The sequence below is a fragment of the uncultured Virgibacillus sp. genome (assembly GCF_947495635.1).
GTDB lineage: Bacteria > Bacillota > Bacilli > Bacillales > Amphibacillaceae > Virgibacillus > Virgibacillus salarius.
In genome coordinates this window covers 73,912-100,041 of sequence record NZ_CANMAB010000001.1, presented here as the reverse complement: position 1 = coordinate 100,041, position 26,130 = coordinate 73,912, and the positions used below count along the sequence as shown (strand labels likewise).

At 37.2% G+C, this 26,130-nt stretch carries 29 protein-coding genes; all 29 read left to right on the top strand.

Annotated elements, in window-relative coordinates; all coding sequences use genetic code 11:
* Positions 1–3 precede the first annotated feature (3 nt).
* The 29 genes from ffh to fliJ all read left to right on the top strand — a co-directional run bounded on the left by ffh (position 4) and on the right by fliJ (position 26,129).
* The gene (gene ffh, locus Q1A47_RS00515; protein ID WP_026680867.1) at positions 4–1,347 is read left to right on the top strand and encodes a signal recognition particle protein; all 1,344 of its coding nucleotides are present in this window, start codon (positions 4–6) and stop codon (positions 1,345–1,347) included.
* A gap of 203 nt (positions 1,348–1,550) precedes the next feature.
* A complete protein-coding gene (gene rpsP / locus Q1A47_RS00510) occupies positions 1,551–1,829 on the top strand; it encodes a 30S ribosomal protein S16 (RefSeq protein WP_026680868.1) in 279 nt (92 codons plus the stop codon).
* A 9-nt stretch (positions 1,830–1,838) separates the two neighbouring features.
* Positions 1,839–2,066 carry a KH domain-containing protein gene (locus Q1A47_RS00505; protein ID WP_026680869.1) on the top strand — a complete coding sequence of 76 codons (228 nt, stop codon included), beginning with the start codon at positions 1,839–1,841 and terminating at the stop codon, positions 2,064–2,066.
* A 79-nt stretch (positions 2,067–2,145) separates the two neighbouring features.
* Positions 2,146–2,535, top strand: a complete 390-nt coding sequence (locus Q1A47_RS00500; RefSeq protein WP_026680870.1) for a YlqD family protein — start codon at positions 2,146–2,148, stop codon at positions 2,533–2,535.
* Positions 2,536–2,546: 11 nt separating this feature from the next.
* Positions 2,547–3,062 (top strand): ribosome maturation factor RimM, encoded by a 516-nt coding sequence (rimM, locus tag Q1A47_RS00495; RefSeq protein ID WP_026680871.1) that lies wholly within the window; start codon positions 2,547–2,549, stop codon positions 3,060–3,062.
* On the top strand, positions 3,062–3,796 hold the full coding sequence (gene trmD / locus Q1A47_RS00490) for a tRNA (guanosine(37)-N1)-methyltransferase TrmD (protein WP_026680872.1): 735 nt from the start codon (positions 3,062–3,064) through the stop codon (positions 3,794–3,796). Before rimM ends, trmD begins: the two co-directional genes overlap by 1 nt.
* Positions 3,797–3,925: 129 nt before the next feature.
* Complete coding sequence (gene rplS / locus Q1A47_RS00485) at positions 3,926–4,270, top strand: 50S ribosomal protein L19 (protein WP_026680873.1); 345 nt, start codon at positions 3,926–3,928, stop codon at positions 4,268–4,270.
* A gap of 240 nt (positions 4,271–4,510) precedes the next feature.
* Positions 4,511–5,083, top strand: coding sequence for a signal peptidase I (gene lepB / locus Q1A47_RS00480; RefSeq protein WP_166529887.1), 573 nt, complete (start codon positions 4,511–4,513; stop codon positions 5,081–5,083).
* Between the two features lie 9 nt (positions 5,084–5,092).
* Complete coding sequence (ylqF, locus tag Q1A47_RS00475; protein WP_166529886.1) at positions 5,093–5,944, top strand: ribosome biogenesis GTPase YlqF; 852 nt, start codon at positions 5,093–5,095, stop codon at positions 5,942–5,944.
* A 166-nt stretch (positions 5,945–6,110) separates the two neighbouring features.
* Positions 6,111–6,881: a ribonuclease HII gene (locus Q1A47_RS00470; RefSeq protein ID WP_026680876.1), complete on the top strand. Its 771-nt coding sequence runs from the start codon at positions 6,111–6,113 to the stop codon at positions 6,879–6,881.
* Between the two features lie 17 nt (positions 6,882–6,898).
* Positions 6,899–8,608, top strand: a complete 1,710-nt coding sequence (locus Q1A47_RS00465; protein ID WP_166529885.1) for a hypothetical protein — start codon at positions 6,899–6,901, stop codon at positions 8,606–8,608.
* Complete coding sequence (locus Q1A47_RS00460) at positions 8,605–8,880, top strand: EscU/YscU/HrcU family type III secretion system export apparatus switch protein (RefSeq protein ID WP_026680878.1); 276 nt, start codon at positions 8,605–8,607, stop codon at positions 8,878–8,880. Before Q1A47_RS00465 ends, Q1A47_RS00460 begins: the two co-directional genes overlap by 4 nt.
* 100 nt (positions 8,881–8,980) lie before the next feature.
* Positions 8,981–10,141, top strand: a complete 1,161-nt coding sequence (gene sucC / locus Q1A47_RS00455) for an ADP-forming succinate--CoA ligase subunit beta (protein ID WP_026680879.1) — start codon at positions 8,981–8,983, stop codon at positions 10,139–10,141.
* A 109-nt stretch (positions 10,142–10,250) separates the two neighbouring features.
* Positions 10,251–11,153 carry a succinate--CoA ligase subunit alpha gene (gene sucD / locus Q1A47_RS00450; RefSeq protein WP_026680880.1) on the top strand — a complete coding sequence of 301 codons (903 nt, stop codon included), beginning with the start codon at positions 10,251–10,253 and terminating at the stop codon, positions 11,151–11,153.
* Positions 11,154–11,379: 226 nt separating this feature from the next.
* Positions 11,380–12,270 (top strand): DNA-processing protein DprA, encoded by an 891-nt coding sequence (gene dprA, locus Q1A47_RS00445; protein WP_166529884.1) that lies wholly within the window; start codon positions 11,380–11,382, stop codon positions 12,268–12,270.
* Between the two features lie 346 nt (positions 12,271–12,616).
* Positions 12,617–14,695 (top strand): type I DNA topoisomerase, encoded by a 2,079-nt coding sequence (gene topA / locus Q1A47_RS00440; protein WP_026680881.1) that lies wholly within the window; start codon positions 12,617–12,619, stop codon positions 14,693–14,695.
* A gap of 357 nt (positions 14,696–15,052) precedes the next feature.
* On the top strand, positions 15,053–15,364 hold the full coding sequence (locus tag Q1A47_RS00435; protein WP_034678895.1) for a hypothetical protein: 312 nt from the start codon (positions 15,053–15,055) through the stop codon (positions 15,362–15,364).
* Between the two features lie 299 nt (positions 15,365–15,663).
* The gene (gene xerC, locus Q1A47_RS00430) at positions 15,664–16,563 is read left to right on the top strand and encodes a tyrosine recombinase XerC (protein ID WP_034678908.1); all 900 of its coding nucleotides are present in this window, start codon (positions 15,664–15,666) and stop codon (positions 16,561–16,563) included.
* A gap of 22 nt (positions 16,564–16,585) precedes the next feature.
* Positions 16,586–17,131, top strand: a complete 546-nt coding sequence (hslV, locus tag Q1A47_RS00425) for an ATP-dependent protease subunit HslV (RefSeq protein WP_299629665.1) — start codon at positions 16,586–16,588, stop codon at positions 17,129–17,131.
* A 19-nt stretch (positions 17,132–17,150) separates the two neighbouring features.
* Positions 17,151–18,548, top strand: a complete 1,398-nt coding sequence (gene hslU, locus Q1A47_RS00420) for an HslU--HslV peptidase ATPase subunit (RefSeq protein ID WP_166529883.1) — start codon at positions 17,151–17,153, stop codon at positions 18,546–18,548.
* Between the two features lie 27 nt (positions 18,549–18,575).
* Positions 18,576–19,355 (top strand): GTP-sensing pleiotropic transcriptional regulator CodY, encoded by a 780-nt coding sequence (gene codY, locus Q1A47_RS00415; protein ID WP_026680886.1) that lies wholly within the window; start codon positions 18,576–18,578, stop codon positions 19,353–19,355.
* Positions 19,356–19,775: 420 nt separating this feature from the next.
* Entirely contained in the window at positions 19,776–20,168 is a 393-nt protein-coding gene (gene flgB, locus Q1A47_RS00410; RefSeq protein WP_121605227.1) for a flagellar basal body rod protein FlgB, read from the top strand.
* A gap of 1 nt (position 20,169) precedes the next feature.
* Positions 20,170–20,619 carry a flagellar basal body rod protein FlgC gene (flgC, locus tag Q1A47_RS00405; RefSeq protein ID WP_026680888.1) on the top strand — a complete coding sequence of 150 codons (450 nt, stop codon included), beginning with the start codon at positions 20,170–20,172 and terminating at the stop codon, positions 20,617–20,619.
* Positions 20,620–20,637: 18 nt separating this feature from the next.
* A complete protein-coding gene (gene fliE, locus Q1A47_RS00400) occupies positions 20,638–20,946 on the top strand; it encodes a flagellar hook-basal body complex protein FliE (protein WP_051388306.1) in 309 nt (102 codons plus the stop codon).
* Positions 20,947–21,000: 54 nt separating this feature from the next.
* Positions 21,001–22,596 (top strand): flagellar basal-body MS-ring/collar protein FliF, encoded by a 1,596-nt coding sequence (gene fliF, locus Q1A47_RS00395; protein ID WP_026680890.1) that lies wholly within the window; start codon positions 21,001–21,003, stop codon positions 22,594–22,596.
* Positions 22,597–22,608: 12 nt separating this feature from the next.
* Positions 22,609–23,622, top strand: a complete 1,014-nt coding sequence (fliG, locus tag Q1A47_RS00390) for a flagellar motor switch protein FliG (RefSeq protein ID WP_026680891.1) — start codon at positions 22,609–22,611, stop codon at positions 23,620–23,622.
* Positions 23,615–24,367 (top strand): flagellar assembly protein FliH, encoded by a 753-nt coding sequence (gene fliH, locus Q1A47_RS00385; RefSeq protein ID WP_026680892.1) that lies wholly within the window; start codon positions 23,615–23,617, stop codon positions 24,365–24,367. Before fliG ends, fliH begins: the two co-directional genes overlap by 8 nt.
* Positions 24,364–25,683: a flagellar protein export ATPase FliI gene (gene fliI, locus Q1A47_RS00380; RefSeq protein ID WP_026680893.1), complete on the top strand. Its 1,320-nt coding sequence runs from the start codon at positions 24,364–24,366 to the stop codon at positions 25,681–25,683. Before fliH ends, fliI begins: the two co-directional genes overlap by 4 nt.
* Positions 25,683–26,129, top strand: coding sequence for a flagellar export protein FliJ (fliJ, locus tag Q1A47_RS00375; protein WP_026680894.1), 447 nt, complete (start codon positions 25,683–25,685; stop codon positions 26,127–26,129). Before fliI ends, fliJ begins: the two co-directional genes overlap by 1 nt.
* Position 26,130: the final 1 nt, after the last annotated feature.

Sequence of the window (26,130 nt, the reverse complement as noted above, 5' to 3'; positions counted from 1 at the left end):
TCTATGGCGTTTGAAGGATTGGCCGACCGCCTGCAAAGTACAATTAAAAAAATTACTGGTAAAGGTAAGGTTTCTGAGCAGGATGTAAAGGAAATGACGAGAGAAGTTCGGCTTGCATTACTGGAAGCCGATGTAAACTATAAAGTTGTAAAAGATTTAATCAAACGAATTAAAGAACGTGCTGTTGGTCAAGAAGTTATGGAAAGCTTAACGCCTGGGCAACAGGTTATTAAAGTTGTAAAAGAAGAGCTAACAGCACTCATGGGTGGCGAACAAAGTAAGATCGCTGTAGCAGACAAAGCTCCAACGGTAATTATGATGACTGGTCTGCAAGGTGCTGGAAAAACAACTACAACTGGTAAACTTGCTAACCTTTTACGGAAGAAACATAATCGTTCACCATTACTTGTAGCTTGCGACATTTACCGCCCTGCAGCAATTCAACAGCTCGAAACGTTAGGGAAACAGCTTGATTTACCGGTATTCTCTATGGGAACAGATGCAAACCCGGTTGATATTGCCCAAAAGGCGATTGAAAAAGCGAAAGAAGAGCATCATGATTATGTAATCATTGATACTGCAGGGAGATTACATGTTGATAGTGAACTAATGCAAGAACTAGAAGAAATCAAATCGGTTGTTAAACCTGATGAGATTTATCTAGTTGTGGATTCAATGACGGGACAAGATGCAGTCAATGTAGCTGAAAGCTTTAATGAACAGTTAGATATTACAGGGGTAGTTCTAACAAAATTAGATGGAGATACTCGTGGTGGGGCTGCTTTATCCATTAAGGCTGTGACAGATAAACCAATTAAATTTGCTGGTATGGGGGAAAAGCTTGATCAGTTAGAAGCGTTTCATCCTGATCGAATGGCCTCTAGAATACTTGGTATGGGTGATGTATTATCGTTAATTGAAAAAGCCCAAACGAATGTAGATGAAAAACAGGCGAAAGAGCTTGAAGAAAAAATGAAGAACATGTCCTTTACATTTGATGATTTCTTAGAGCAAATGGGACAAGTGAAGAAGATGGGGCCATTAGATGATCTAATGTCAATGATTCCGGGCGCTAATAAAATGAAGGGGCTTAAAAATGCTCAAATTGACGAAAAACAAATTTCACATGTAGAAGCCATTATTCAATCCATGACTAAGAATGAACGCCAGGACCCAAGTTTGATGAATGCGAGTAGAAAGAAGCGAATAGCAAAAGGGTCGGGAACTTCGGTTTCTCAAGTAAACAGACTATTAAAACAATTTGAAGAGATGAAAAAAATGATGAAGCAAATGACAAATATGCAAAAGGGTAAGAAAGGTAAAGGAATGAAATTTCCATTTATGTAATTCAGAATTCGGAAGCTCTCAGCTCATACTTGCAAGCTTGAATTGCTTCATGTGATTTGAGAAGAACGAAGGTTCAAGGGCCTAATTACAAGTAGGAAAATCAAAGGATTAAGCATTGTAATGGAAAAACACTTTACAGACTTTCTGTTTTCTGCTAAAATCTAAAAATGTGTTAAATACTTATATTTGGAGGTGCAAGAAGCATGGCAGTTAAAATTCGTTTAAAACGTATGGGATCTAAAAGAAATCCATTCTATCGTATCGTTGTAGCTGACTCACGTTCTCCACGTGATGGACGTTCTATCGAACAAATCGGAACTTATAATCCTGTTGTAAATCCAGTTGAAGTTAAAATAGATGAAGAAAAAGCACTTGACTGGATGACTAAAGGTGCTAAACCTAGTGATACAGTTCGCAATCTATTCTCAAAAGAAGGCATCATGAAGAAATTCCACGAGCAAAAAAATCAAATTGCAAAGTAGTGTGATATCATGACAGCCCTTATTGAATCTATTGTAACGTCACTCGTAGATCACCCAGAAGACATTGTGGTAACGGAAACGGAAGAAGAATCAAAGATTGTTTATCATCTTTCCGTGAACCCTGATGATGTTGGTAAGGTGATTGGTAAAAATGGACGAATTGCCAAGGCGATCCGTACAGTTGTTTACGCAGCAAAAACCAATAGCAATAAGCGTGTTTATTTAGATATTATGTAGAGGGAAAGGGCGGAACCTTTCCCTTTTTACACATTTTTTTACAAGTTACAAGACGCTTTGTGAGAGTGAGGAATGAACGTTGAAAATTATAAAAAAAGTCCTAATCAAGCAAATTGTCACAGAGAAGAGCAAAGAAAAATTAAAAACTAACTTTTACAATCATAAAATGCGGCTTGAACAAGAGTGTCAACAGCTTTTATTCGAACAAAGAAAGCTCTCTAATAAACCAGGAATCTCCAAGCAAGAGGTTGGTCATCGTTTTCAACAGGAAATTAATAATCGTAAAGAAAAAATTAAGCTTGCTGATTTTAAAATAGAGCAACTGGAAATGCTGGAGATGGGTAGTGAAATAATAGAAAAAGAGGTTGAAGCTCTTGTTGAGGTCTCAGAAGGATCGCATTGGAATGAGCTTATGGGTGAAAGTGCTATCGTTGTCAAAGACGATATAGTCATTCGAATTGATGAATAGCAGGTGAGATGATGACAGAGAAAATGTATACTGTAGGGAAGATAATTAACACACATGGAATACACGGTGAAGTAAAGGTACTGCGAATTACCGATTTCGAAGAACGCTTTTCGATTGGAAAGACACTGTATATTGTTAAGGATGGTAATATACAGAAGGAATTAACCATTGAAAGCCATCGTATGCATAAAGGATTTGACCTACTACGTTTTAAAGGATTGACGAATATAAATGATGTAGAGGTTTATAAAGGTTGTAAGTTAAAAATAAAAGAAGATCAGTTGACAGACCTGGCAGAACATGAATTTTATTATCACGAAATTATTGGATGTGCCGTTTTTACAAATGATGGAGAACAAATAGGTACAATTAAAGAAATTTTATCTCCTGGCGCCAACGATGTATGGGTCGTTCGTCGATCACAAGGAAAGGATGTACTTATTCCTTATATTGCATCTGTTGTCACTTTAGTAGATACGCAGGCAAGTAAAGTAATTATTGAGCCGATGGAAGGATTGTTAGACTGATGCACATCGATATACTAACCCTTTTTCCAGAGATGTTTCATGGAGTATTACAGTCATCTATCTTAAAAAAGGCGTATGAAAATGACAGGTTTAGCTACAATTTAGTAAACTTTCGAGATTACACGGAAAACAAACATTATAAAGTAGATGATTATCCGTATGGTGGTGGTGCGGGTATGGTATTAACACCACAACCAATTTTTGACACGGTGGAAGCTGTAAAAAAGCAAAGAAAATCTGATAATTCCAGAATTATTCTCATGTGCCCACAGGGAGAAACCTATAATCAGAAGAAGGCAGAAGAACTTTCTCAGGAGGATCATCTTATCTTTATATGTGGTCACTATGAAGGGTATGATGAAAGAATTAGAGAACACTTAGTAACAGACGAAATTTCTATTGGAGACTTTGTGCTTACTGGAGGAGAAATAGGGTCAATGGTTGTGATGGATAGTGTTGTTCGTTTACTTCCTGAAGTGCTGGGGAATAAAGATTCAGCACCTCAGGACTCTTTCTCGACAGGTTTATTGGAGCATCCACATTATACGAGGCCAGCAGATTTCCGAGGATTGAAAGTTCCAGAGGTTTTGTTATCAGGAGATCACGGGAAAATTAATGCTTGGAGAGAACGACAATCATTGCTAAGAACATATCAGCGTCGACGTGATTTACTAGAACATAAAAATATACCAGAAGAGTGGAAACGATGGATAGAAGAATGGGATGATAAATAAGTGGTTGAAGTCTAGAGTTTGATATGGTATATTAAATGATGTGCTTAAAGTTCCGTCTTTAAGCTTTATAAACGATGTTCCGCTGTCACATAGTAGATATGAGCATTGGTTTGGAAGGAGAGAAGCCAGATGCAAAAATTGATTGAAGACATTACTAAAGACCAACTTCGTAATGATCATCCTGATTTCCGTCCGGGAGACACTGTTAAAGTCCACGTTAAGGTTGTGGAAGGTTCCCGTGAACGTATTCAGGTATTCGAAGGTGTCGTTATTAAACGTCAAAACGGTGGAATTAGCGAAACATTCACAGTAAGAAAGCTTTCTTATGGAGTAGGTGTTGAGCGTACATTCCCAGTACATTCACCTCGTATTGATAAAATCGAAGTATCGCGTCGTGGTATTGTTCGCCGTGCGAAACTTTACTACTTACGCAATCTTCGTGGTAAAGCAGCTCGTATTAAAGAACGTCGCTAATAGTATACGAGTACAAAATCATTGGAAAGGAGCTTGGCAATCTGCACAAGCTCCTTTTTTGTACTAGAGGCTATGGGGAAAATATTGAAGTTTTAAGCAGTATAGCTAGTAAACTAAATGCTTAATTCGTTACTGATATTGCTTAAGATTTTCCAACTAAGAAAGCCCCAGTTTTGTTTAAGTACATAATTATTGTAATATATAAAGAGGGTCTTATGTACAAAGGTTGGAGGGGGAAATATGGGAAAAAGGAAGAAAGAAAAGAAGAACGAATGGTTAGATTGGTTAAAGGCTTTATTAATCGCCTTTGGATTGGCTTTTATAGTTCGGATGTTCTTTTTCGCTCCAATTGTAGTTGATGGACCGTCTATGCTTCCAACATTACATGATGGCGATCAAATGATTGTAAACAAATTTGCTTATCATTTACATGAACCAGAACGATTTGATGTGGTTGTATTCCATGCGTCATCAAAAAAGGATTTTATTAAGCGTGTAATTGGATTGCCAGGAGAACATGTTGAAGTGATTGATAATGTATTGTACATTAATGGAGAAGAAATGAATGAACCATTCTTAACAGATCAAAAGGATAGTCTTAAATCATATCAAATCCTAACGAATGACTTTTCGTTAGAAGACCTTCCTGGTGGATATGATGTTATTCCAGAAGACCATGTATTAGTATTAGGAGATAACAGAGGGAATTCAACGGACAGCCGTGTACTGGGGGTCGTTTCTACTGATCAAATTGTAGGAAAAACAGACCTCATATATTGGCCGTTCAATCGAATGCAGACGATAGGAAAGTAGGTTTAAACAATGACCATTCAATGGTTTCCCGGTCATATGGCAAAAGCTAGACGGGAAGTAGAAGAAAAACTTAAGCTTGTTGATTTTGTAATGGAATTAGTTGATGCTCGAGCTCCATTTTCTTCACAAAATCCGATGTTACAACAAGTGTTACAGAATAAACCAAAGATGATTGTAATGATGAAAAAGGATTTAGCCGATCAGTATGTTACAAACCAATGGCTGGCCTATTTCGAGGAAAAACATATACCAGCAATAGCAATTAATGTGAATGATAGGAATGATATAAAACAAGTCATTCAGTTAGCGAAGGAACAAGCGCAGGCGAAGATGGACAAATTAAGAAAGAAAGGAATACAGCCTAGAGCGGCAAGAGCAATGATCGTAGGAATTCCTAATGTTGGAAAATCAACGCTAATCAATCGTTTAGCGAATAAAAAGATTGCTAAAACTGGTGATAGACCGGGAGTGACAAAACAGCAATTATGGATAAAAGTCAAAAGGGATTTTGAGTTATTGGATACACCAGGTATATTATGGCCAAAATTTGAGGAGGAGCTAGTTGGTTATCGTTTAGCAGCTATCGGTACGATAAAAGATCAATTGCTTTCCTTGCAAGATATCGTGGCTTTTGTCATTACTTATTTACAAAAGCACTATCCTCAAAAATTGGAGGAGCGCTATCAAGTAGACCGTGATATGGACGATATGTGGGAAATCTTTAATGCAATAGGTAAGCAACGTGGAGCACTCGAGAGTGGTGGTAAAGTTAATTTGGCCAAGGTATCCGATATTGTTATTAGGGATTTACGTACAGGAAAACTAGGTAGAGTTTCACTAGAATCTCCTTCTAATCAGTAAATGATGTCCCTAAATTAGAGGGTTACCAAGACATGCATCTTCGGATGGGTGTCTTATTTCATGTCATACGTATAAATCGTCATCAATAGAAAGGTTTAGGGTTTGAAACACTAACAAATTAATGAAACTGGCCGATATTAGATACAGAGAGATAGGTGTTAATACAATGAATAAAAAATCAATAGCTGTACTAAAGAAATTATTTGAAGCCGGAGAATTAAATGAAGAATTGATTTCCCATTTACGGATGGATGAGCGAAAAGGTGTTCAGCAATTAATTGCGAGCTATGAAAAGCGTCAATTAAAAAAACAAGAATTAGAGCAGCGGCATAGGGAAATGATTTCATACGAGAACGCCTGTTATTCAAAAGATATACATTATATTGCAGGGGTTGATGAGGCCGGCAGAGGACCGCTTGCCGGACCTGTGGTAGCAGCAAGTGTGATATTACCAGCAGACTTTAAATTACTAGGCTTGAATGATTCTAAGCAATTAACAGAAGCTGACAGAGATAAATTTTATCAAGTCATTATAAAGAAAGCTTTAAGCTATGGAATTTCGATAATTAATAGCGATAAAATTGATGAAATCAACATTTATGAGGCAACAAAGCTTGCAATGTATGATGCTATTGGCCAACTAAGCCCAACTCCAGAACATGTGTTGATAGATGCGGTGGAGTTAGATTCGCTATCGTGCACATCGGAGGCTATTGTTAAAGGGGACGCAAAAAGTGTATCTATTGCTGCTGCAAGTATTTTAGCAAAAGTAACGAGAGATAATTATATGAAGGATTTACATAATAAGTTTCCTATGTATGAATTCGCTTCTAATATGGGGTATGGAACAAAGCAACACATGGAAAGTTTAGAACAATATGGTGTATGCCCTCATCATCGACGATCATTTTCACCTGTTAAAAATATAGTTTCCTAGGAGGAGGTACTATCGGGATGAGTCTACGAATTTCAGGTGACCAACAAGTAAATACAAGTAATCATATAGCCCCATTGAAGAAAGGGCAAATTATCCAGGGGAGAGTGTTAAAGCTTTTTCCAGGAAATAAAGCGCAAATACAAATTGGTCAGCATAAGATGATTGCACAGTTACAGGCCTCTCTTCATGCTGGTGGAAACTATTATTTTCAAGTAGTAGAAAATGATCAAGTACTGGAATTAAAAGTGCTAGGAGAACGGTCGAGCACGCAGGTGGGGAAAACTGCCCTACAACTATTAGAACAGCTAGGGTTAAAGCAGACAAAGACAAATATGGTATTCCTACAAGAATTAATGCGTGATCAGATCCCCTTTGACAAATCGCAGCTTTCTCAAGCTTTTCAATTATTAGTAGGTAAAAAAGGGAATCAACAAGAACTCTCCATTATAAAAGAAATGATAAGAAATCGTTGGCCAATTTCAAATGCTGTATTTCAGGCACTGGTAACAAAAGATTCGCATTCACTCTCAAAACAATTACTAGAAGTATTTCAGCAATTGCCAGGGCAGGTTAACCATTCACAGCTAAAACAGCAGATAGCTTTATTACTTCAACCATTCTCAGACCAAGCATACCCCAATATGCAAATAAAGAGCATGGTGCCGAATCGACAGGTTATCCCTTTATTACACATACTTGGATTAACGCAACCAACCATTGATAAAACGAATGGAATTATGTCAAATGCTTCCGCTACCACCAATGGGAGTGGTTCTGCTCAGCAACAGGCAGTTACAGGTTTATGGACAGGTATAAAGGGAAATCGGCTTTCCGAAGTAATTGCAAATAAAGCTGACTACATAGCACGAACGGAAAGTTTAGTAAGTGTATTACAAGATAAAATTTACCCTGTTACCGGAAAGCAGCATTTTGGAACAAGTGACATACAACAAATAAAGCAACTAATCAAGGATACATTCCCAAATGTATCTCATTTAAGCAGCCTGCATACGAAATCAGACCTGCAACGATTTATAGTTAATTTAAAATTATTGCAACGTAATGAGACATATACACAATTAGAACAGTTACTACTAAATGGCAAAAATCAGACGAATCTAGGTAGTAAAGACCACTTTTTGTCCGCCATTCGACAAACCATTCAATGGTTAGGTTTAACGTATGAACATACAGTAGCAAATGAGAAAGTGCAACAGCCTACATTAAAGGGAATGCTCATACACATGTTTGCACAGAGTGAAGGAATATTGCATGAACGAGCAAAGCAACTATTACACCATATAAACGCACTGCAACTTCAATCAGTTCAAGAATCAGACAACTTTATCCAAGCTTATTTGCAAGTACCTGGGAATAAGATGGGATTAAAAGGTGATGCGGAATTGTTGTTTGAAGGGAAGAAAACGACTAATGGCGAATTCGATCCTGATCATTGTCGAATTTTATTCGATTTAGAATTGATGTACTTAAAACGTACGGTAATTGATATGCACATACAAAATCGTACGGTAGCTATAACTGTTTTTAATAATAATAAAAGAATAAAGGAGCTATTAGGTTCGTTAAAGCCGTCATTGCAAAACGGGTTGGATTCACTTGATTATCAGCTGTCAACGATTATACATAAACCGTTGCAAGCGGAAAAAGAACCAAAAGAAAAGCTTTCCGTAACCACTACGTACCAAGGGGTGGATTATAAAATATGAAAGATAAGCGAAATAAAGCGGTTGCTCTTCGTTACGATGAAACTCGACAATCTGTCCCAATCGTGTCAGCTTCAGGAAGGGGTTTGATTGCTGAGGATATCATTGCAAAAGCAAAAGAAAATAATATACCTATTATGGAAGATCCATCATTAGTAGCGCTGCTGGCACAATTAAATATAAATGAAGCAATACCAGAGGAATTGTATGAAGCTGTAGCTGAAGTATTTGCCTTTATCTATCGAGCAGATCAAGAAATAAATAAAAATAGATAATATTCGACAAGTCATTGACAATAAATTTCCGAAGTTCTTGTGAAATTTATTGTTTTTTTATACAATGGAAATGCAGTGAAATTTGATGGGAGGATTAAGGATGAACATTCATGAGTATCAAGGCAAAGATATTTTGCGAAAATATGGTGTTAATGTTCCTAATGGATACGTTGCATATACGGTTGATGAAGCTGTGGAAGCTGCAAAAAAATTGGGAAGCGACGTCACAGTGGTAAAAGCTCAGATCCATGCTGGTGGACGTGGTAAAGCCGGTGGGGTTAAAATCGCAAAAAATTTAGATGATGTGCGTACATACGCTGATGAAATACTTGGAAAGACACTAGTAACACATCAAACTGGACCAGAAGGTAAAGAGGTAAAACGTTTATTAATTGAAGAAGGCTGCGACATTAAGAAGGAATATTATGTTGGAGTTGTACTTGATCGCGCTACTTCTCGTGTAGTAATGATGGCTTCAGAAGAAGGCGGTACAGAAATCGAAGAGGTTGCAGCAGAAACACCTGAGAAAATCTTTAAGGAAGTTATTGATCCTGTTGTAGGTTTGTCAGGCTATCAAGCTCGTAGACTTGCATTTAATATTAATATTCCGGATGAACTAATAGGTAAAGCTGTTAAATTTATGACAAGTTTGTACAATGCTTTTGTAGAGAAAGATTGTTCTATTGCAGAAATCAATCCATTAGTAACTACGGGTGATGGAGATGTTTTAGCATTAGATTCCAAGTTAAATTTTGATGATAACGCTTTATTCCGTCAAAAAGATGTTATGGAATTACGTGATTTAGATGAAGAAGATGAAAAGGAAATAGAAGCTTCTAAGTATGATTTAAGTTATATTTCATTGGATGGAAATATTGGCTGCATGGTAAATGGAGCTGGACTTGCTATGTCTACAATGGATATTATTAAACATTATGGCGGTGATCCGGCAAACTTCCTTGATGTTGGTGGTGGTGCTACTGCTGAGAAGGTAACGGAAGCATTTAAGATCATTTTATCTGATTCAAATGTTAAAGGGATCTTTGTCAACATCTTTGGTGGAATTATGAAGTGTGATGTTATCGCTGAAGGTGTTGTAGAAGCTACGAAACAGGTTGGGCTTGAAATTCCACTCGTTGTACGTTTAGAAGGTACAAATGTTTCATTAGGTAAGAAAATTCTTGAAGAATCTGGGCTAAATATTACATCGGCTGGTTCAATGGCTGATGGTGCTGAAAAGATAGTTTCAATGGTAAAGTAAGGAATTTTTAGACCACAATATTTATATGTAAATTCTTGTTTAAGGCAAGAAGTAAAAGGATCGTGAACTATATTATATTGTACAGATCTTGCAGAAAGGACGGACGAAGATGAGTGTATATATTAATAAAGATACAAAGGTAATTGTCCAAGGTATTACCGGTGGAACTGCAAAATTTCACACGAAACAAATGCTTGAATACGGTACAAAAATTGTTGGTGGGGTTACACCTAAAAAAGGCGGTACTGAAGTAGAAGGAGTACCTGTATTTAATACTGTAAAGGATGCCGTAGATACAACTGGTGCTACAGCATCTGTTATTTATGTACCTGCTCCATTTGCTGCTGATGCGATTATCGAAGCAGTGGATGCAGAACTAGATTTAGTTATTTGTATCACAGAACATATTCCAGTTATGGACATGGTTAAAGTGAAACGTTATATGGAAGGTAAGAAAACTCGATTGGTTGGTCCAAACTGTCCAGGTGTAATTACTGCTGATGAAAGTAAAATTGGTATCATGCCAGGCTACATTCATAAGAAAGGACATATAGGTGTCGTTTCCCGTTCAGGTACATTAACTTATGAAGCAGTTCATCAGTTGTCTGAAGCAGGGTATGGGCAGTCCACAGCAGTTGGTATCGGTGGTGACCCAGTAAACGGTACGAACTTTATCGACGTACTATCTGCTTTTAATGAAGACCCTGATACGTATGCTGTTATAATGATTGGAGAAATCGGCGGCACAGCTGAAGAAGAAGCAGCACAGTGGGTAAAAGCAAATATGAAGAAACCTGTGGTAGGATTTATCGGTGGGGCTACTGCACCTCCAGGGAAACGCATGGGTCACGCAGGTGCAATTATTTCTGGTGGAAAAGGAACTGCTGACGAAAAAATTCGTGTTATGAATGAGTGTGGTATTAAAGTCGCAGAAACTCCTGCGGTAATGGGTGAAACAATGATTAAAGCCCTAGAGGAGAATGGTATTAAAGAAACATGTAAAACACATTAATTAATATGCGAACCAGAAAGGGTTCTCCTGTAAAGGTTCGGGTAGATGCAACTGGAATAGGTAAGATTCTAACGAGTAGAGTGAGCCGCCGTGAAACCCTGTAGTGAATGGCGCTTGTTCAAGGAAGCTGTACTTCGTAGAAGAGTATATTTCAGTTGTGTAGGAAGAGAGAGCTGTCTTTTTTGGGGACAGCTCCTTCTCTAATTTTTGAAGGGATGTGTACGTATTGACGGATTTTCGGTTTCGATTAATTCATATTACTCGATGTCGAGGTATTACAAGGCGATGGATTAGAAAGCTACTTCTTATTGATTCTACCCTCACAGAGATCTACAAATTATCTTCTGCAGCAATGAACCGTTTGTATCACCTTCCTCTGAATAATGCTTCAATGTTATATAATGATCTCCACTCGGAGCCCCTAATAGAGCAAATAGAAACAGACTTGCATAACTATCACGTTATAACCCTTCTAGATAACAACTTTTCACCTTTATTAAAAACGATAAAAGATCCTCCGTTTGTTTTATACGCCTTAGGAAACATATCTTTGTTAACACAAGCACCAGCCTTAAGTGTAATTGGAACGAGGAAACCCTCTAGAGAAGCTATGGGAAAGGTACGGACAATTATCCCACCGTTAGTTAGGCAGGGATGGGTGATAGTAAGTGGTATGGCAATTGGTATTGACCGTTTTGCTCATGAAGTTACTCTAAGTCTAAGTGGACATACAATTGCCGTACTTGGTGGAGGGTTTCAATATATTTATCCCAAGGAAAATATCCGATTATATCAAGAACTGACTGAACGAGGATTAGTTTTATCTGAGTATCCACCAACTACTCCCCCTGCTCGTCACCATTTTCCAGAAAGGAATAGGATAATAAGCGGTTTAAGCTTTGGTACATTAGTTATTGAGGCAACTGAAAAGAGTGGTACACTAATAACAGTTGATCAAGCCTTGGAACAAGGGAGAGACGTTTTTGCTGTTCCTGGTTCACCACTAATGGAGCAAACTAGAGGTTGTCATAAAATGATCCAAGATGGTGCGAAATTAGTTATTCATGAAGAGGATATTCGTGAAGAATGGGAAAGATTGCAAAATACGTATGGGTAGATATCTAATAAAAAAGCAGAAATAGGCCGATTAAAAATAAAGTTATATCATTGATATTTTACTAATATTCTTTGACATGGTACATTTTTGTAAGGAAAACTTTTACAAATCTTGGGTCATTTATTTCAGTATGTTTGACAAATGAAACGTATATATTTAATATTAGTGAAGATTTCTAAATTTTTTTGAGTGAAAAAAGTATCCGCTTTAATGCTTGTGATGAATAAGTATATATATGCAAGACAATGAAATGTATTTTATCAATGTACTACTTTTCAAGGTATTCTACCTTGTTGTGAGGGACTTATCAGTACTAGTGGTAACCTCATTTATGGGAGGAAAAGAAATGTCAGATTATCTAGTAATCGTAGAATCACCTGCAAAGGCAAAAACAATTGAACGCTATTTAGGGAAAAAATACAAAGTAAAAGCATCCATGGGGCATGTTCGGGATTTACCAAAAAGTCAAATGGCTGTCGATACAGAAAATGAATATAAACCAAAGTATATTACGATTCGCGGTAAAGGTGATGTAGTCAAAGACTTAAAATCAGCAGCAAAAAAAGCTAAAAAGGTTTATCTTGCAGCCGACCCTGATAGAGAAGGTGAGGCGATTGCATGGCATCTAGCACATATATTAGATGTTGATGAGCATTCCGAATGTCGTGTTGTATTTAATGAAATAACAAAAGATGCTATTAAAGATTCTTTTAAACATCCAAGATCTATTGATATGGATTTAGTGGATGCTCAACAGGCTAGAAGGATTCTGGATCGGCTTGTGGGGTACAATATAAGTCCACTTCTATGGAAAAAAGTGAAAAAAGGCTTGAGCGCTGGACGTGTTCAATCTGTAGCTGTAAAACTTGTAATTGACAGAGAAAAAGAAATTGAAAACTTTAAACCTGAAGAATATTGGTCAATTGAAGGACAATTTCAAAAGGATAAGGATGTTTTTGAGGGATCTTTTTATGGAATTAAAGGTAAAAAGAAAGAATTGAAGACAAAACAAGACGTAAACGATATTCTAAAAGAAATCAAGGGGAAAAAATTCAAAGTTGATAAAGTAAAGAAAAAAGAAAGAAGACGTAATCCTGCGTTACCTTTTACAACATCTTCATTACAACAAGAAGCAGCGAGAAAACTGAATTTCAAAGCCAAGAAAACGATGATGATTGCCCAACAGTTATATGAGGGAATTGACCTTGGAAAAAAAGCGGGGGGAATAACAGGTTTAATTACGTATATGCGTACTGATTCAACGCGTATCTCCGATACAGCTAAAGGGGAAGCAAAGGATTATATTATTGACCAATATGGGAAAACGTATCTAGGTATAAATAAAAAACAGAAAAAGTCAGAGGGTGCACAGGATGCCCATGAAGCAATTCGACCTACATCAGTCGGCAGGGATCCTAAATCCTTAAAGCCAATACTTTCTAGAGATCAGTTTAGGTTGTACAAATTAATATGGGAACGGTTTTTAGCAAGTCAAATGGCACCTGCTGTAATGGATACAATGACTGTACACCTTTTAAATAATTTAGTGGAGTTCAGAGCAACGGGTTCTAAGATTAAATTCAAAGGATTTATGAAAGTATATATTGAGGGGACGGACGATAATAAAAAAGAAGATAATAAGTTTCTTCCAGAATTATCTGAAGGTATGGAAGTAACAGCTAATGATATAAAGCCAAATCAACACTTTACACAGCCACCTCCAAGATATACAGAGGCAAGGCTAGTTAAGACAATGGAGGAGCTAGGAATTGGACGACCTTCCACATATGCTCCGACTTTAGACACAATTCAACGTAGAGGTTATGTAAGTATTGATAACAAACGCTTTATACCTACGGAATTGGGATCAATTGTTTCAGAAATAATGGAAGAGTTTTTCCCTAAGATTATTGATGTTGCTTTCACAGCTAAAATGGAAGGCGATTTGGATGCTATTGAAGAAGGAAAAACAGAGTGGATTACGATTATTGATCAATTTTATACAGATTTTGCAAAGCGCTTGGAAAAAGCAGAGCAAGAAATGGAAAAAATTGAAATCAAGGATGAGCCTGCCGGTATTGAATGCGAAAATTGTGGGCATGAAATGGTTTATAAAATGGGACGCTATGGGAAGTTTTTAGCGTGCTCTAATTTTCCTGAATGTAGAAACACGAAACCAATATTAAAGGAAATCGGAGTGAAGTGTCCAAAATGTAAAGAAGGAAATGTTGTTGAAAGGAAATCGAAAAAACGTCGAGTGTTTTATGGCTGTGACCGATTTCCAGAGTGTGATTTTCTTTCTTGGGACAAACCGATATCTCGACCATGTCCAAAGTGTGATAACTTACTGGTTGAGAAGAAATCGAAAAAAGGAACACAAATTCAATGTACGCAATGTGAATATAAAGAGGCGCCGCAAACATAGGAGCTTTCCCATAAGTCTAATAGGGACTTGTGGGAAGCTCTTTTTTGTAGTCTGATAAATAGGGGCGTGTTGAGCCGTGTCTAGCCCCAGTCGCTACGTTTCTAATCGGGGGCTTACGCTTTTGTACTCTTATTATCATCGCTTTTTTGCTATCGTAGTATGATAATTTCTGCTTTCCGTAGTGGGTCCAAGCCTTCTGAGTTTAAGCTTGTCCTTTCTTTCATGGCTCGTTCAACTTGCTTTCACCGGAATAGTAGATTGCAAGTACAGTTTTACTTTTATGTTATGTGTTAATGAAGGACTAGTAGTTTGAGATGTATAAAAAAAGGCTAAATAGCATATAAGGAGGAAAGTCTGATGACAAAAAAACATTATTATGTAACTGTAGATACACAGGATATTCGAGAAATCTCTATTCCTGATAGTGGTATAGAATATGAAATTATAGCTGATGCAAAAGAAATTGAAATGCTTAAGAAGTTATTCATGAAAAAAAACAACTATGCAGAACTTGCGATCGAGTATTTAGTGAAACCATTTGATGAATGGGGAGCAGATGCTGAACGATCTGCGTATAGTGACCATTTAATAACTATATATCATGAACTATATAAGTTTGGAACAGAAGATACAAAAGCGAAAATTAAAAAGTTAGGTGTAATAAAGTAATCCAAATAGCCGATATCAATGGTATGTGAGCTGTTATAGAAATTTAATTGTGAAATATGAATAGAAATTGTTGACTATGGACTTCGAAACAGATATAATAACGCATTGGTAAGGATATATACTTGACAGTCAAGAGCTAAGTATATGACCTTATTTTTATAGGGTTATAAAAGGAAAAAACAACTAAAAGTGACATCAATTCTGAATTTTGTTACAATTTAGTTAAGTTTATTGCTTCTCACTATTTTCTATGTTATGATTTATTCGCTGCTTAACGGGGTGAAAATTTGAATAATTATATGAATTATTGGCAATCCTTTAAGGAGTATTTACAAATAGAAAAAAACGCTTCGCCATATACTGTTAAATATTATCTGAATGATCTGGAAATATTTTTCGATTTCTTAACAGCAGAAGGTTTATCTAGTCTAGTTGATGTAGATCATAGGGTTGTCCGTTTATTCCTAAACACTTTGTATAATCGGCAGCTAAGCAGAAGATCTGTATCTAGAAAAATATCTAGTCTTCGAACTTTTTTCCGATACTTGGAAAGAGAAGAAGTGCTCACTGGAAATCCGTTTGTACAGGTGAAATTGCCAAAAACGGATACAACGATTCCGGGTTTTCTGTATCAAGAAGAGTTGGAGAAGCTTTTTGAGGTAAATGACCTTACTAACCCATTAGGCCAAAGAGATCAAGCAATTCTAGAACTACTTTACGCAACTGGCATGCGTGTTAGCGAATGTCAACAGCTATCATTGGAGCATATTGATTTCTTCATTGGTACCGTATTTGTTAGAGGGAAAGGCAGAAAAGAACGTTACATTCCTTATGGTAAATTTGCTGAAATAGCATTGGAAACCTACATACAGGATGGTAGGAATACGTTATTGTCTAAAGCAAAGCAATCTTCGGATGCAGTCTTCTTGAACAATCGGGGAAATCCAATAACTACACGTGGAATTAGGGAAGTATTGAACAAGATGGTCGAAAGAGCTGCGTTAACCGTTCATGTACACCCACATAAGTTACGGCATACCTTTGCCACACATTTACTAAATGAAGGTGCAGATTTACGTAGCGTTCAGGAATTACTTGGTCATGAGAATTTGTCAACTACACAAATTTATACCCATGTTACAAAAGATCATTTGCGCAGCGTATATATGAAAAGTCATCCACGAGCAAATGATTATTAATTGAGTAAAGAGGTGAGAAGGCGTGACAAATGAAATGCATGCCACTACGATTTTCGCCATAAGGCATAATGGTCAATGTGCAATGAGCGGTGACGGTCAAGTAACATTAGGAAATGCGGTCGTTATGAAACATAAAGCAAAGAAAGTTCGTACTTTATATAAAGGCCAAGTACTTGCTGGCTTTGCTGGATCTGTTGCTGATGCATTTACGCTTTTTGAAAAATTTGAAGCTAAGCTAGAAGCATATAATGGAAATCTTGCAAGAGCGGCTGTAGAATTAGCAAAAGAGTGGCGCAGCGATAAGGTATTGCGGAAATTGGAAGCTATGCTTATCGTAATGAATAAAGAAAGTATGTTTTTAGTTTCTGGTACAGGTGAGGTCATTGAACCTGATGATGGCATATTGGCTATTGGCTCTGGAGGCAATTACGCACTTAGTGCTGGAAGAGCTCTAGCAAGGTATTCGAGTCAATTATCTGCACGGGAGATCGCTCAATCTGCATTAGAAATTGCCGGAGAAATATGTGTATATACAAATGATCACATCACACTGGAGGTACTTGATTAAAAGGAGGCCTTTTGGAAGAATGGGTATTGATTACACACCGAGACAGATAGTGGGACAGTTAGATAAGTTTATTATTGGTCAAAACAGCGCTAAGCGATCCGTTGCAGTGGCATTACGCAATCGTTACCGTCGTATGAAGCTGGATGAATCGCTAAAGGATGAAATTGTTCCTAAAAACATATTAATGATTGGTCCTACTGGAGTTGGGAAAACGGAGATAGCTAGACGATTAGCGAAGTTAGTTGGAGCTCCATTTGTCAAAGTAGAAGCAACTAAATATACTGAGGTGGGCTATGTCGGTCGAGATGTAGAGTCCATGGTCCGTGATTTAGTAGAAATGTCTTTGCGGATGGTAAAAGAAGATAAAATGAAGCAAGTTGCAGATAAGGCAGAGAAAGAAGCAAATAAAAAGCTAGTAAATCTCCTAGTACCACATGCTAAAAAGGAAAACAATGCTAGAAATCCATTTGAAATGTTATTCGCTTCTAATTCAGATGACAATCATGAAGATGGAGATCATGATCCGAAAGATGATGAAATTAGCAATAAGCGGAAACGTGTAGAACATCAATTGGCCCTGGGTGAATTAGAAGACCATATGGTATCGGTAGAAATAGAAGAACAAGCTCCTTCGATGTTTGACATGCTCCAAGGATCTGGTATGGAGCAAATGGGGATGAATATGCAGGATGCTTTCAGTCAGTTCATGCCCAAAAAGAAGAAGAAACGAAAAATGCCAGTATCAGAAGCAAGAAAAGTATTATCTCAGCAAGAAGCAAGCAAGCTTGTAGATATGGAAGAGGCTGCTCAAGAGGCAGTACAGCTCGCGGAGCAATCAGGTATCTTATTTATTGATGAAATAGATAAAGTTGCTGGTAAACAGGAGCATAGTGCAAATGTATCTAGAGAAGGGGTCCAACGGGACATTTTACCGATCATTGAAGGCTCCACTGTAGTTACAAAACATGGACCTGTTAAAACAGATCATATGCTATTTATAGCTGCTGGTGCATTTCACATGTCCAAACCATCTGACCTGATTCCGGAATTGCAAGGTAGATTTCCAATCCGGGTTGAACTAGATAAACTATCAACAGAAGATTTCAAGCGCATATTAAAGGAACCATCAAATGCGCTCATAAAACAATATAAGGCTTTATTGAAAACAGAAGGTATAAATGTTGTATTTACAGACGAAGCTGTAGATAGATTAGCCGAAATAGCTTATCAAGTAAATCAGGAAATGGATAATATTGGAGCAAGGCGACTTCATACTATTTTGGAAAAATTACTGGAGGATCTTTCTTTTGAAGCACCCGATGTGACGATGGAAAAGATTGAAATAACTCCAGCATATGTCGATGAAAAATTAAGTACTATTGCAAAAAATAAAGATTTAAGTCAATATATACTATAATTTAAAAAGGTTGAATGGAGGATCATTATGGAACTATTAAATCGCGCAAGAAAAATTAATGCTATGCTACAAAAATCTACAGGAAAGTCAGTTGATTTCAATGACATGTCTGCTTCTTTAAGAGATGTTATCAAAGGTAATGTTTACATCCTAAGCAGACGAGGAAAGCTATTAGGCTTTGCAATCAATCAAGAGATTGAAAATGAGAGAATGAAATCAATGCTAGAGGATCGCCAATTTCCGGAAGCATACACGGAGGGACTATTTAATATTCATGAGACTACAGCTAACTTAGATATCGACAGTCCACAAACTGTTTTCCCAGTCGAAAACCGTGAATTATTCCAATCAGGCCTAACTACGATTGTACCTATTATTGGCGGCGGAGAGCGATTAGGAACGCTTGTATTAGGACGGTTAACAGAGAGCTTTAGTGAGGATGATCTACTATTAGCTGAATACGGTGCTACTGTTGTTGGTATGGAAATTCTGCATGAAAAAACAGAAGAAATTGAAATGGAAGCTAGAAGCAAAGCTGTTGTTCAAATGGCGATCAGCTCGCTATCATACAGTGAACTAGAGGCTATTGATCACATTTTTGAAGAATTAAACGGCAACGAAGGTCTACTCGTAGCTAGTAAAATTGCAGATAGAGTTGGGATCACAAGATCAGTTATTGTAAATGCGCTTAGAAAATTAGAAAGTGCTGGTGTCATTGAGTCTCGTTCTTTAGGTATGAAAGGTACGTATATAAAAGTACTTAACAATAATTTCTTAGTTGAATTAGAAAAATTACGTTCAAGATAAAACAATATGTATTATAGAATACAGTCAAAATAATAGAAAATCCGAAGCATTTTGCTTCGGATTTTTTGTTTGTAATTATGCATGAAATGTCAAGTAAATCTTTGGTCAATTTCAGGACTTTTTATACAAGGATTTTCTATTACATAAGAACTAGGTATAATTTAAAATTTAGTTATTCTTGCAATTTCGACATAAAAATCCTACTTTAACTTACGATTTTCAAGTTTAAAAAAATTAATTAACAAAAATAGGTAGTAATATGGTAAAATTGGCCTATGCAAAATTAACCATATTTTGTTCTTTCTGAGGAAAATGTCGAAAAGTAATAGACTTTGGCAAACATATGACTTAAACTATTCGTAGACAAGCAATATTTTATGTCTGTCGTAATGCAAACGTAACTTTTTAGGAGGGATCAATGTGAGTCTATTTGGTGGAACTATCCATACGCTAGAAAATTCGTTAAATTATGCCTCTGCCAAAAACCGGGCAATTTCAACGAATCTTGCAAATATTGACACACCAAATTATAAGGCAAAAGACGTCGTGTTTAAAAATGTATTATCCGATGCAATGGCTTCAAACATAGAGGCGAAACGAACTAATTCTAAACATCTTTCCTTTCAAAATAATTCTAATTCCTATAAGACAGTTACGAAGCAAAACACTTCTTACGGTCATAATGGCAATAATGTGGATGTTGACAAAGAGATGGCAGAATTAGCAGAAAATCAGATCTATTATCAAGCATTAGTCGACCGCATAAATGGTAAGTTTGGTAGTTTACAAACAGCTTTAAGGGGAGGAAGGTAATATGTCGATATTCAATGCACTTCACTCGAGTGCTAGTGCTCTTACTGCTCAAAGGCTTCGTATGGATGTCATTTCTTCTAATATTGCTAATGCTCAAACGACGCGAGCAACAGTGAATGAAGAAGGAGAATTTGAAGCGTATCGAAGAAAAATGGTTTCCCTAGAACCAGAGACCAATAGTTTTAAATCATTCTTACATAGAGCAACCGGTTCAGAAGCTACCGCGGGTGTTAAGGTTACGGAAATAACAGAAGATGAAAGTCCATTCAAGCAGGTATATAATCCAACGCATCCCGATGCGAATGAGAATGGATATGTGGAATTACCGAATGTTGATCCACTTAAAGAAATGGTGGACTTAATGAGCGCAACAAGATCATATGAAGCTAACATTACCTCAGTAAATGCTAGTAAATCCATGTTAATGAAAGCACTAGAGATTGGGAAATAAATGTAAAGGAGTTTTTCGATGATTCAGTCAATAGGCAATCAAATACCACAAGCACCAGTATCCTCACAACTAGATTCTAAGCCAGCAATTTCTATTGGGGAAGCACAGGGTAAGTTTGCAGCAGCTTTAAAGAATGCCATTAATGATGTCAATCAGGCACAAATTGCATCTGATCAAAAAACAGAAGCACTAGCTAATGGGAAAATCGATGACTTACACGATGTAATGATTACGGCACAAAAAGCTAGTATCACATTGGAAACTACCGTACAAGTCCAGAAAAAAGTAGTAGATGCCTATAAAGAAGTAATGAGCATGCAAGTATAATGATTTGCAATCATATATAGAAAAATTTACTACAGCACGTTAGTGGGGGAACTTATGAACGAGAAAATAAAGAACTGGAAAGACACTACTACGGCTTTCTGGAAGAATCGGACGAAAAGTCAAAAACGGATTTTTATAGGATCAATCATGATAGTTGTCCTTTTGATAGTAGGAATTCTATTCTTTTCCATGAATTCGAAATTTGTTCCACTATACAATAATTTGTCCATTCAGGAAGTTGGGCAGATAAAAACGGAACTAGATGCCAGAGGAGTTTCTTATGAATTAAAAGATGGGGGAACGACAATAACGGTTCCTGAACAACAAGTAGATTCATTACTCGTCGATTTAGCAGGGCAAGGCATCCCAAACAGTGGAAATATAGATTATTCCTTTTTTAGTGAGAATGCATCCTGGGGTGTAACAGAAAATGAATTTAACGTTATGAAGCTAGATGCAATGCAGACGGAGTTAGCTAATCTGATCAAAGGTATTGATGGGATACAAGATGCACAGGTGATGATTAATATGCCGGAGGATCCTGTATTTGTCAATGATACAAAACAAGAAGCGAGTGCATCAATTGTTATAAATACAGAGGCTGGCTATCAATTCCAAGAAGGACAAATAGATGGATTGTATCATTTAGTATCAAAGGCCGTCCCTAACTTACCAGCAGAAAATATAGCAATCACCAATCAGTATTTTGAAAGCTTTGAACAAAATGCTACTGCAGGAACTGGCGTACAGGATACACATACATATCAGCAAAATGTTAAAAAGGACATTGAAAAAGATATTCAGCAACGATTACAGCAGATGCTTGGAGCAATGGTAGGTCAAGGAAATGTCATTGTTTCCGTCACTTCTGATATTGATTTTACGCAAGAGAATCGTACTGAAGAAATTGTCGAACCAGTTGATCTAGAGAATATGGAAGGACTGCCAGTAAGTATTGAAACAATAAAAGAAACGTATACTGGTGAAGGTGCTGCAGCAGGAGGTACCGTAGGTACTGGGGATGAAGATATCGGTAACTATCAAGCGACGGATGATGGTGACAATGGTGAGTATGAAATGGCGAAAGAAACGATTAACAATGAATTTAATAAGATTCGAAAAAACATTGTTGAGAGTCCATATAAAGTGCGAGATTTAGGAATTCAAGTCGCTGTTAATAATGTTAAAACATCACAAGGAAAAGATGTAGAGTATTTAACACAGCAGGATGAAAACGCGGTTGAAGAGGGAATTAATTCGATTATGAACTCTATTATTACAACATCTATTGACGGGGAATATGCTGAGAACATTAACCCAGAAGAGAAAGTATCGATTGTCTTTCAAGAGTTTTCAGGTATGAAAAACGCTAAAGCTAGCACAACTCCTACTATACCAACTTGGCTATATATCGTAGGTGGGGGATTATTGCTCGCAATTATTGTCTTGATAGTATTCTTACTTCGCAGAAGAAAAGAAGAGGATGTTGAAGAGGAAGAGGTAGCTATCCAAGAGCCGATAGAAGTACCAGAAATCCCAGATCAAGAGGAATCGGAAACAACGATTCGTAAAAAACAATTAGAAAAGATAGCAAAAGAGAAACCAGAAGATTTTGCGAAATTACTAAGAAGCTGGATCGGAGAAGATTAGGAGGTATTACAATTGGCAAGACAAAAAGGTGTACTCACAGGTAAACAAAAAGCAGCAATTCTTTTAATCTCCTTAGGTCCAGATGTTTCGGCTCAAGTGTATAAGCATTTATCAGAAGAGGAGATCGAGAAGTTAAGTTTAGAAATCTCTTCCGTTAAGAAGGTAGATAGTAGTTTGAAAGAGGATGTGCTGGAGCAATTTCATCAAATTGCGGTAGCGCAGGATTATATTTCTCAAGGCGGTATTGGATATGCAAAAACCGTTTTAGAAAAAGCCTTTGGAAAACAAGAAGCTTCAAATATTATTAACCGCTTGACTTCTTCTTTACAAGTTAGACCATTTGATTTTGCTAGAAAAGCAGATCCGCAACAAGTTCTGAACTTTATACAGGGAGAGCATCCACAAACAATTGCTCTTGTGCTATCTTATCTAGATCCTGAGCAATCCGGTCAAATTCTCTCTGCATTGCCACAGGAGGTGCAAGCAGATGTCGCGAAACGGATAGCAACGATGAATTCGACCTCACCAGAAATTATTTCACAGGTCGAGCAGGTATTGGAAAAAAATATATCTTCTTCATTTACAGAAGACTACACACAAACTGGTGGAATTCAAGCTGTTGTTGAAGTGTTGAATGGTGTTGATAGAAGTACAGAACGAACGATTTTAGATGCTTTAGAAATCCAAGATCCAGAATTAGCTGATGAAATTAAGAAGCGGATGTTTGTATTTGAAGATATTGTTATTTTAGATAATCGCGCAATTCAACGTATCATTCGTGAAGTAGAAAATGAGGATCTACGTTTGTCATTGAAGGTTGCTAGTGATGAAGTGAAAGATATCGTCTTTAAGAATATGTCACAGCGTATGGCAGAAACCTTTAAAGAAGAAATGGAATACATGGGTCCAGTTCGTTTAAGAGATGTAGAGGAAGCACAAACAAGAATTGTTGCTATTATCCGAAGATTAGAGGATGTAGGTGAAATTGTTATTGCAAGGGGTGGAGGTGACGACATCATTGTCTAATTCATCTATTCGTAATGAAAGTAGGCAAATAAAAATTAAACCGATTAGCCTGCAACCTAGTGGTCAGCCAAAATCAGAATTAGAAGCAGCGTCCAAACAAGAAACGTTGCTTCAAGAAATTGAACAGGCACAAATTCAATTAGAAGAGTTAAAGAATCAATCACAGCAGCTTCTAGAAGAAACGGAAGCAGAAATTGAAAGCAAAAAGCAGGCATGGGAAACGGAAAAACAGACGTATATCGAAGCTGCTAGCAAGCAAGGTTTTTCTCAAGGTTATACAGATGGAGAATCAAAAAGTCTTGCTAAATATAAAAGTGACTTAGAAAAAGCTAATCAAATTATTGATACGGCAAGGAAAGACTATCAAGCGCTGATTGAGGATAATGTCGACACCATATTGGAAATCGCACTTCATACTGCTGAAAAGATTACAAAACAGAAAATTGATGAGGAACCTAACTCTTTCTTAGAAATTATTAATGCAGCAATAAAGGAATTAAAGGACCAATCGGTAATTTCCATTTACCTACACCCTAATCAGTATGAATCTGTTGTGCAGCATAAGGAAGAACTCGTCACGATAATTGAAAAGGATGCAAAGCTTGCCTTGTATGTTACGGATGAAGTAGAGGATTACGGTTGTATGATTAAGCATCCATTTGGGCAAATCGATGCAAGCGTTGATACACAGTTACAAGAAATCCGACAAATACTATTTGAAGTTTCTGAGGAGAACAGACAATGAAGGTAGCGGATTATCTAACAGCAATTGATCAAGCAGATACCTACAAGCGGTATGGAAAAGTATTACGGGTTGTTGGAATTATGATTGAGTCAAAAGGTCCAGCAGCGAATGTCGGAGAAGTTTGTCTCATTCATTCCTCTTCTTCAAGCGGGAATCCTATTCTCTCGGAAGTAGTTGGCTTTAATAATGAAAAAATTATTCTAATGCCATATTCAGAGGTTGCAGAAATTGGACCCGGGTGCTTAGTAGAATCTACTGGCAAGGCATTAACAGTAAAAATTGGCCGTGGACTGATTGGCAAAGTAATAGATTCATTGGGAAACCCATTAGATCAAAGCCCTTTGCCGAAAGGTCTAGCAAATTATTTAACGGAGCAATCTCCTCCAAATCCAATGCTTCGCCCACCAATTGCACAACCAATGCAGGTTGGGATCAAAGCAGTTGACTCTTTACTGACTGTCGGAGAGGGACAGCGAATTGGAATATTTGCAGGAAGTGGTGTTGGAAAAAGTACATTACTAGGAATGATTGCTCGAAATAGTGGGGCAGATATTAATGTCATTGCATTAATCGGAGAACGCGGGCGAGAAGTAAGGGAGTTTATTGAAAAAGATTTAGGAGATGACGGACTAAAGAAATCGATTGTCGTTGTTGCTACTTCCGATCAACCAGCATTAATGCGAATAAAGGGAGCATATACAGCAACAGCAATAAGTGAATATTTTCGTGATCAAGGTTACCGTGTGAACCTAATGATGGACTCTGTTACACGTGTGGCTATGGCACAGCGTGAGGTTGGCTTGGCTACAGGTGAGCCGCCAACCACCAAAGGCTATACGCCCTCCGTATTTGCTACCTTGCCAAAATTGCTAGAACGAACCGGTACGAATGAAAATGGTACGGTTACAGCCTTCTATACCGTTTTGGTAGATGGAGATGATATGAATGAGCCGATTGCTGATACGGTACGTGGAATATTAGATGGTCATTTTGTAATGGATAGGAAATTAGCTGAGCGTGGACAATATCCAGCGATCAATGTGTTGAAATCTATTAGTCGTGTCATGAACCAAGTTGCAGATAACGAGCACAAGGAAACAGCTCAGGAGATACGTAAGCTCGTTGCTACTTATGAAGAAAATAGTGAACTGATTCAAATTGGCGCCTATAAACGAGGGACAGACAGTGAAATTGATCGAGCTATTTCTTATCACACTAAAATCCAATCGTTTCTTTCACAAGATATTTTTGAATATCATACACTTCAAGAATCGATTAATTCGATGAAAAACTTACTTCATGGAGGTGTAAGCTAATGGCGGAGACGGTTGTTTTATCCAAGATTTTACATATACGTGAAACCGAAAAAAAACACGCACAGAAGGCATATCAACAGTCTATTGATCTTTTTGAAAAAACAGCAACACAGCTCTATGAACTTCTTAAAAAGAAAGAAATGGCAGAGGAAGTATACGAGACTGCTCTTACGGAATCAACTACTCTTGATAAGTTAAAAGAACAATTTACTTATATCGAGCATTTAAATAATCATATTATGCACTTACAAGAAGAAGTCCAAAAGGCAAGATTCGATATGGAAGCAAAGCAATCCAAGCTCACAGATGCACATGTTGAGATGAAAAAATATGAAAAGATTATCGAAACTCGTAAGAAAGATGAAGCAGCAGCAAATCGCAAAAAGGAAAAGGCTACAATGGATGAGGTATCTATTCATCAATTTCTAAATCATAAAAATAGGTGAA

Bases quoted from the DNA above. Each gene is read 5' to 3' on its own strand.
- ffh (WP_026680867.1), top strand. From the start codon at position 4: ATGGCGTTTGAAGGATTGGCCGACCGCCTGCAAAGTACAATTAAAAAA.
- rpsP (WP_026680868.1), top strand. From the start codon at position 1,551: ATGGCAGTTAAAATTCGTTTAAAACGTATGGGATCTAAAAGAAATCCA.
- Q1A47_RS00505 (WP_026680869.1), top strand. From the start codon at position 1,839: ATGACAGCCCTTATTGAATCTATTGTAACGTCACTCGTAGATCACCCA.
- rimM (WP_026680871.1), top strand. From the start codon at position 2,547: ATGACAGAGAAAATGTATACTGTAGGGAAGATAATTAACACACATGGA.
- trmD (WP_026680872.1), top strand. From the start codon at position 3,062: ATGCACATCGATATACTAACCCTTTTTCCAGAGATGTTTCATGGAGTA.
- rplS (WP_026680873.1), top strand. From the start codon at position 3,926: ATGCAAAAATTGATTGAAGACATTACTAAAGACCAACTTCGTAATGAT.
- lepB (WP_166529887.1), top strand. From the start codon at position 4,511: ATGGGAAAAAGGAAGAAAGAAAAGAAGAACGAATGGTTAGATTGGTTA.
- ylqF (WP_166529886.1), top strand. From the start codon at position 5,093: ATGACCATTCAATGGTTTCCCGGTCATATGGCAAAAGCTAGACGGGAA.
- Q1A47_RS00470 (WP_026680876.1), top strand. From the start codon at position 6,111: ATGAATAAAAAATCAATAGCTGTACTAAAGAAATTATTTGAAGCCGGA.
- Q1A47_RS00465 (WP_166529885.1), top strand. From the start codon at position 6,899: ATGAGTCTACGAATTTCAGGTGACCAACAAGTAAATACAAGTAATCAT.
- Q1A47_RS00460 (WP_026680878.1), top strand. From the start codon at position 8,605: ATGAAAGATAAGCGAAATAAAGCGGTTGCTCTTCGTTACGATGAAACT.
- sucC (WP_026680879.1), top strand. From the start codon at position 8,981: ATGAACATTCATGAGTATCAAGGCAAAGATATTTTGCGAAAATATGGT.
- sucD (WP_026680880.1), top strand. From the start codon at position 10,251: ATGAGTGTATATATTAATAAAGATACAAAGGTAATTGTCCAAGGTATT.
- topA (WP_026680881.1), top strand. From the start codon at position 12,617: ATGTCAGATTATCTAGTAATCGTAGAATCACCTGCAAAGGCAAAAACA.
- Q1A47_RS00435 (WP_034678895.1), top strand. From the start codon at position 15,053: ATGACAAAAAAACATTATTATGTAACTGTAGATACACAGGATATTCGA.
- xerC (WP_034678908.1), top strand. From the start codon at position 15,664: ATGAATTATTGGCAATCCTTTAAGGAGTATTTACAAATAGAAAAAAAC.
- hslU (WP_166529883.1), top strand. From the start codon at position 17,151: ATGGGTATTGATTACACACCGAGACAGATAGTGGGACAGTTAGATAAG.
- codY (WP_026680886.1), top strand. From the start codon at position 18,576: ATGGAACTATTAAATCGCGCAAGAAAAATTAATGCTATGCTACAAAAA.
- flgC (WP_026680888.1), top strand. From the start codon at position 20,170: ATGTCGATATTCAATGCACTTCACTCGAGTGCTAGTGCTCTTACTGCT.
- fliE (WP_051388306.1), top strand. From the start codon at position 20,638: ATGATTCAGTCAATAGGCAATCAAATACCACAAGCACCAGTATCCTCA.
- fliF (WP_026680890.1), top strand. From the start codon at position 21,001: ATGAACGAGAAAATAAAGAACTGGAAAGACACTACTACGGCTTTCTGG.
- fliI (WP_026680893.1), top strand. From the start codon at position 24,364: ATGAAGGTAGCGGATTATCTAACAGCAATTGATCAAGCAGATACCTAC.
- fliJ (WP_026680894.1), top strand. From the start codon at position 25,683: ATGGCGGAGACGGTTGTTTTATCCAAGATTTTACATATACGTGAAACC.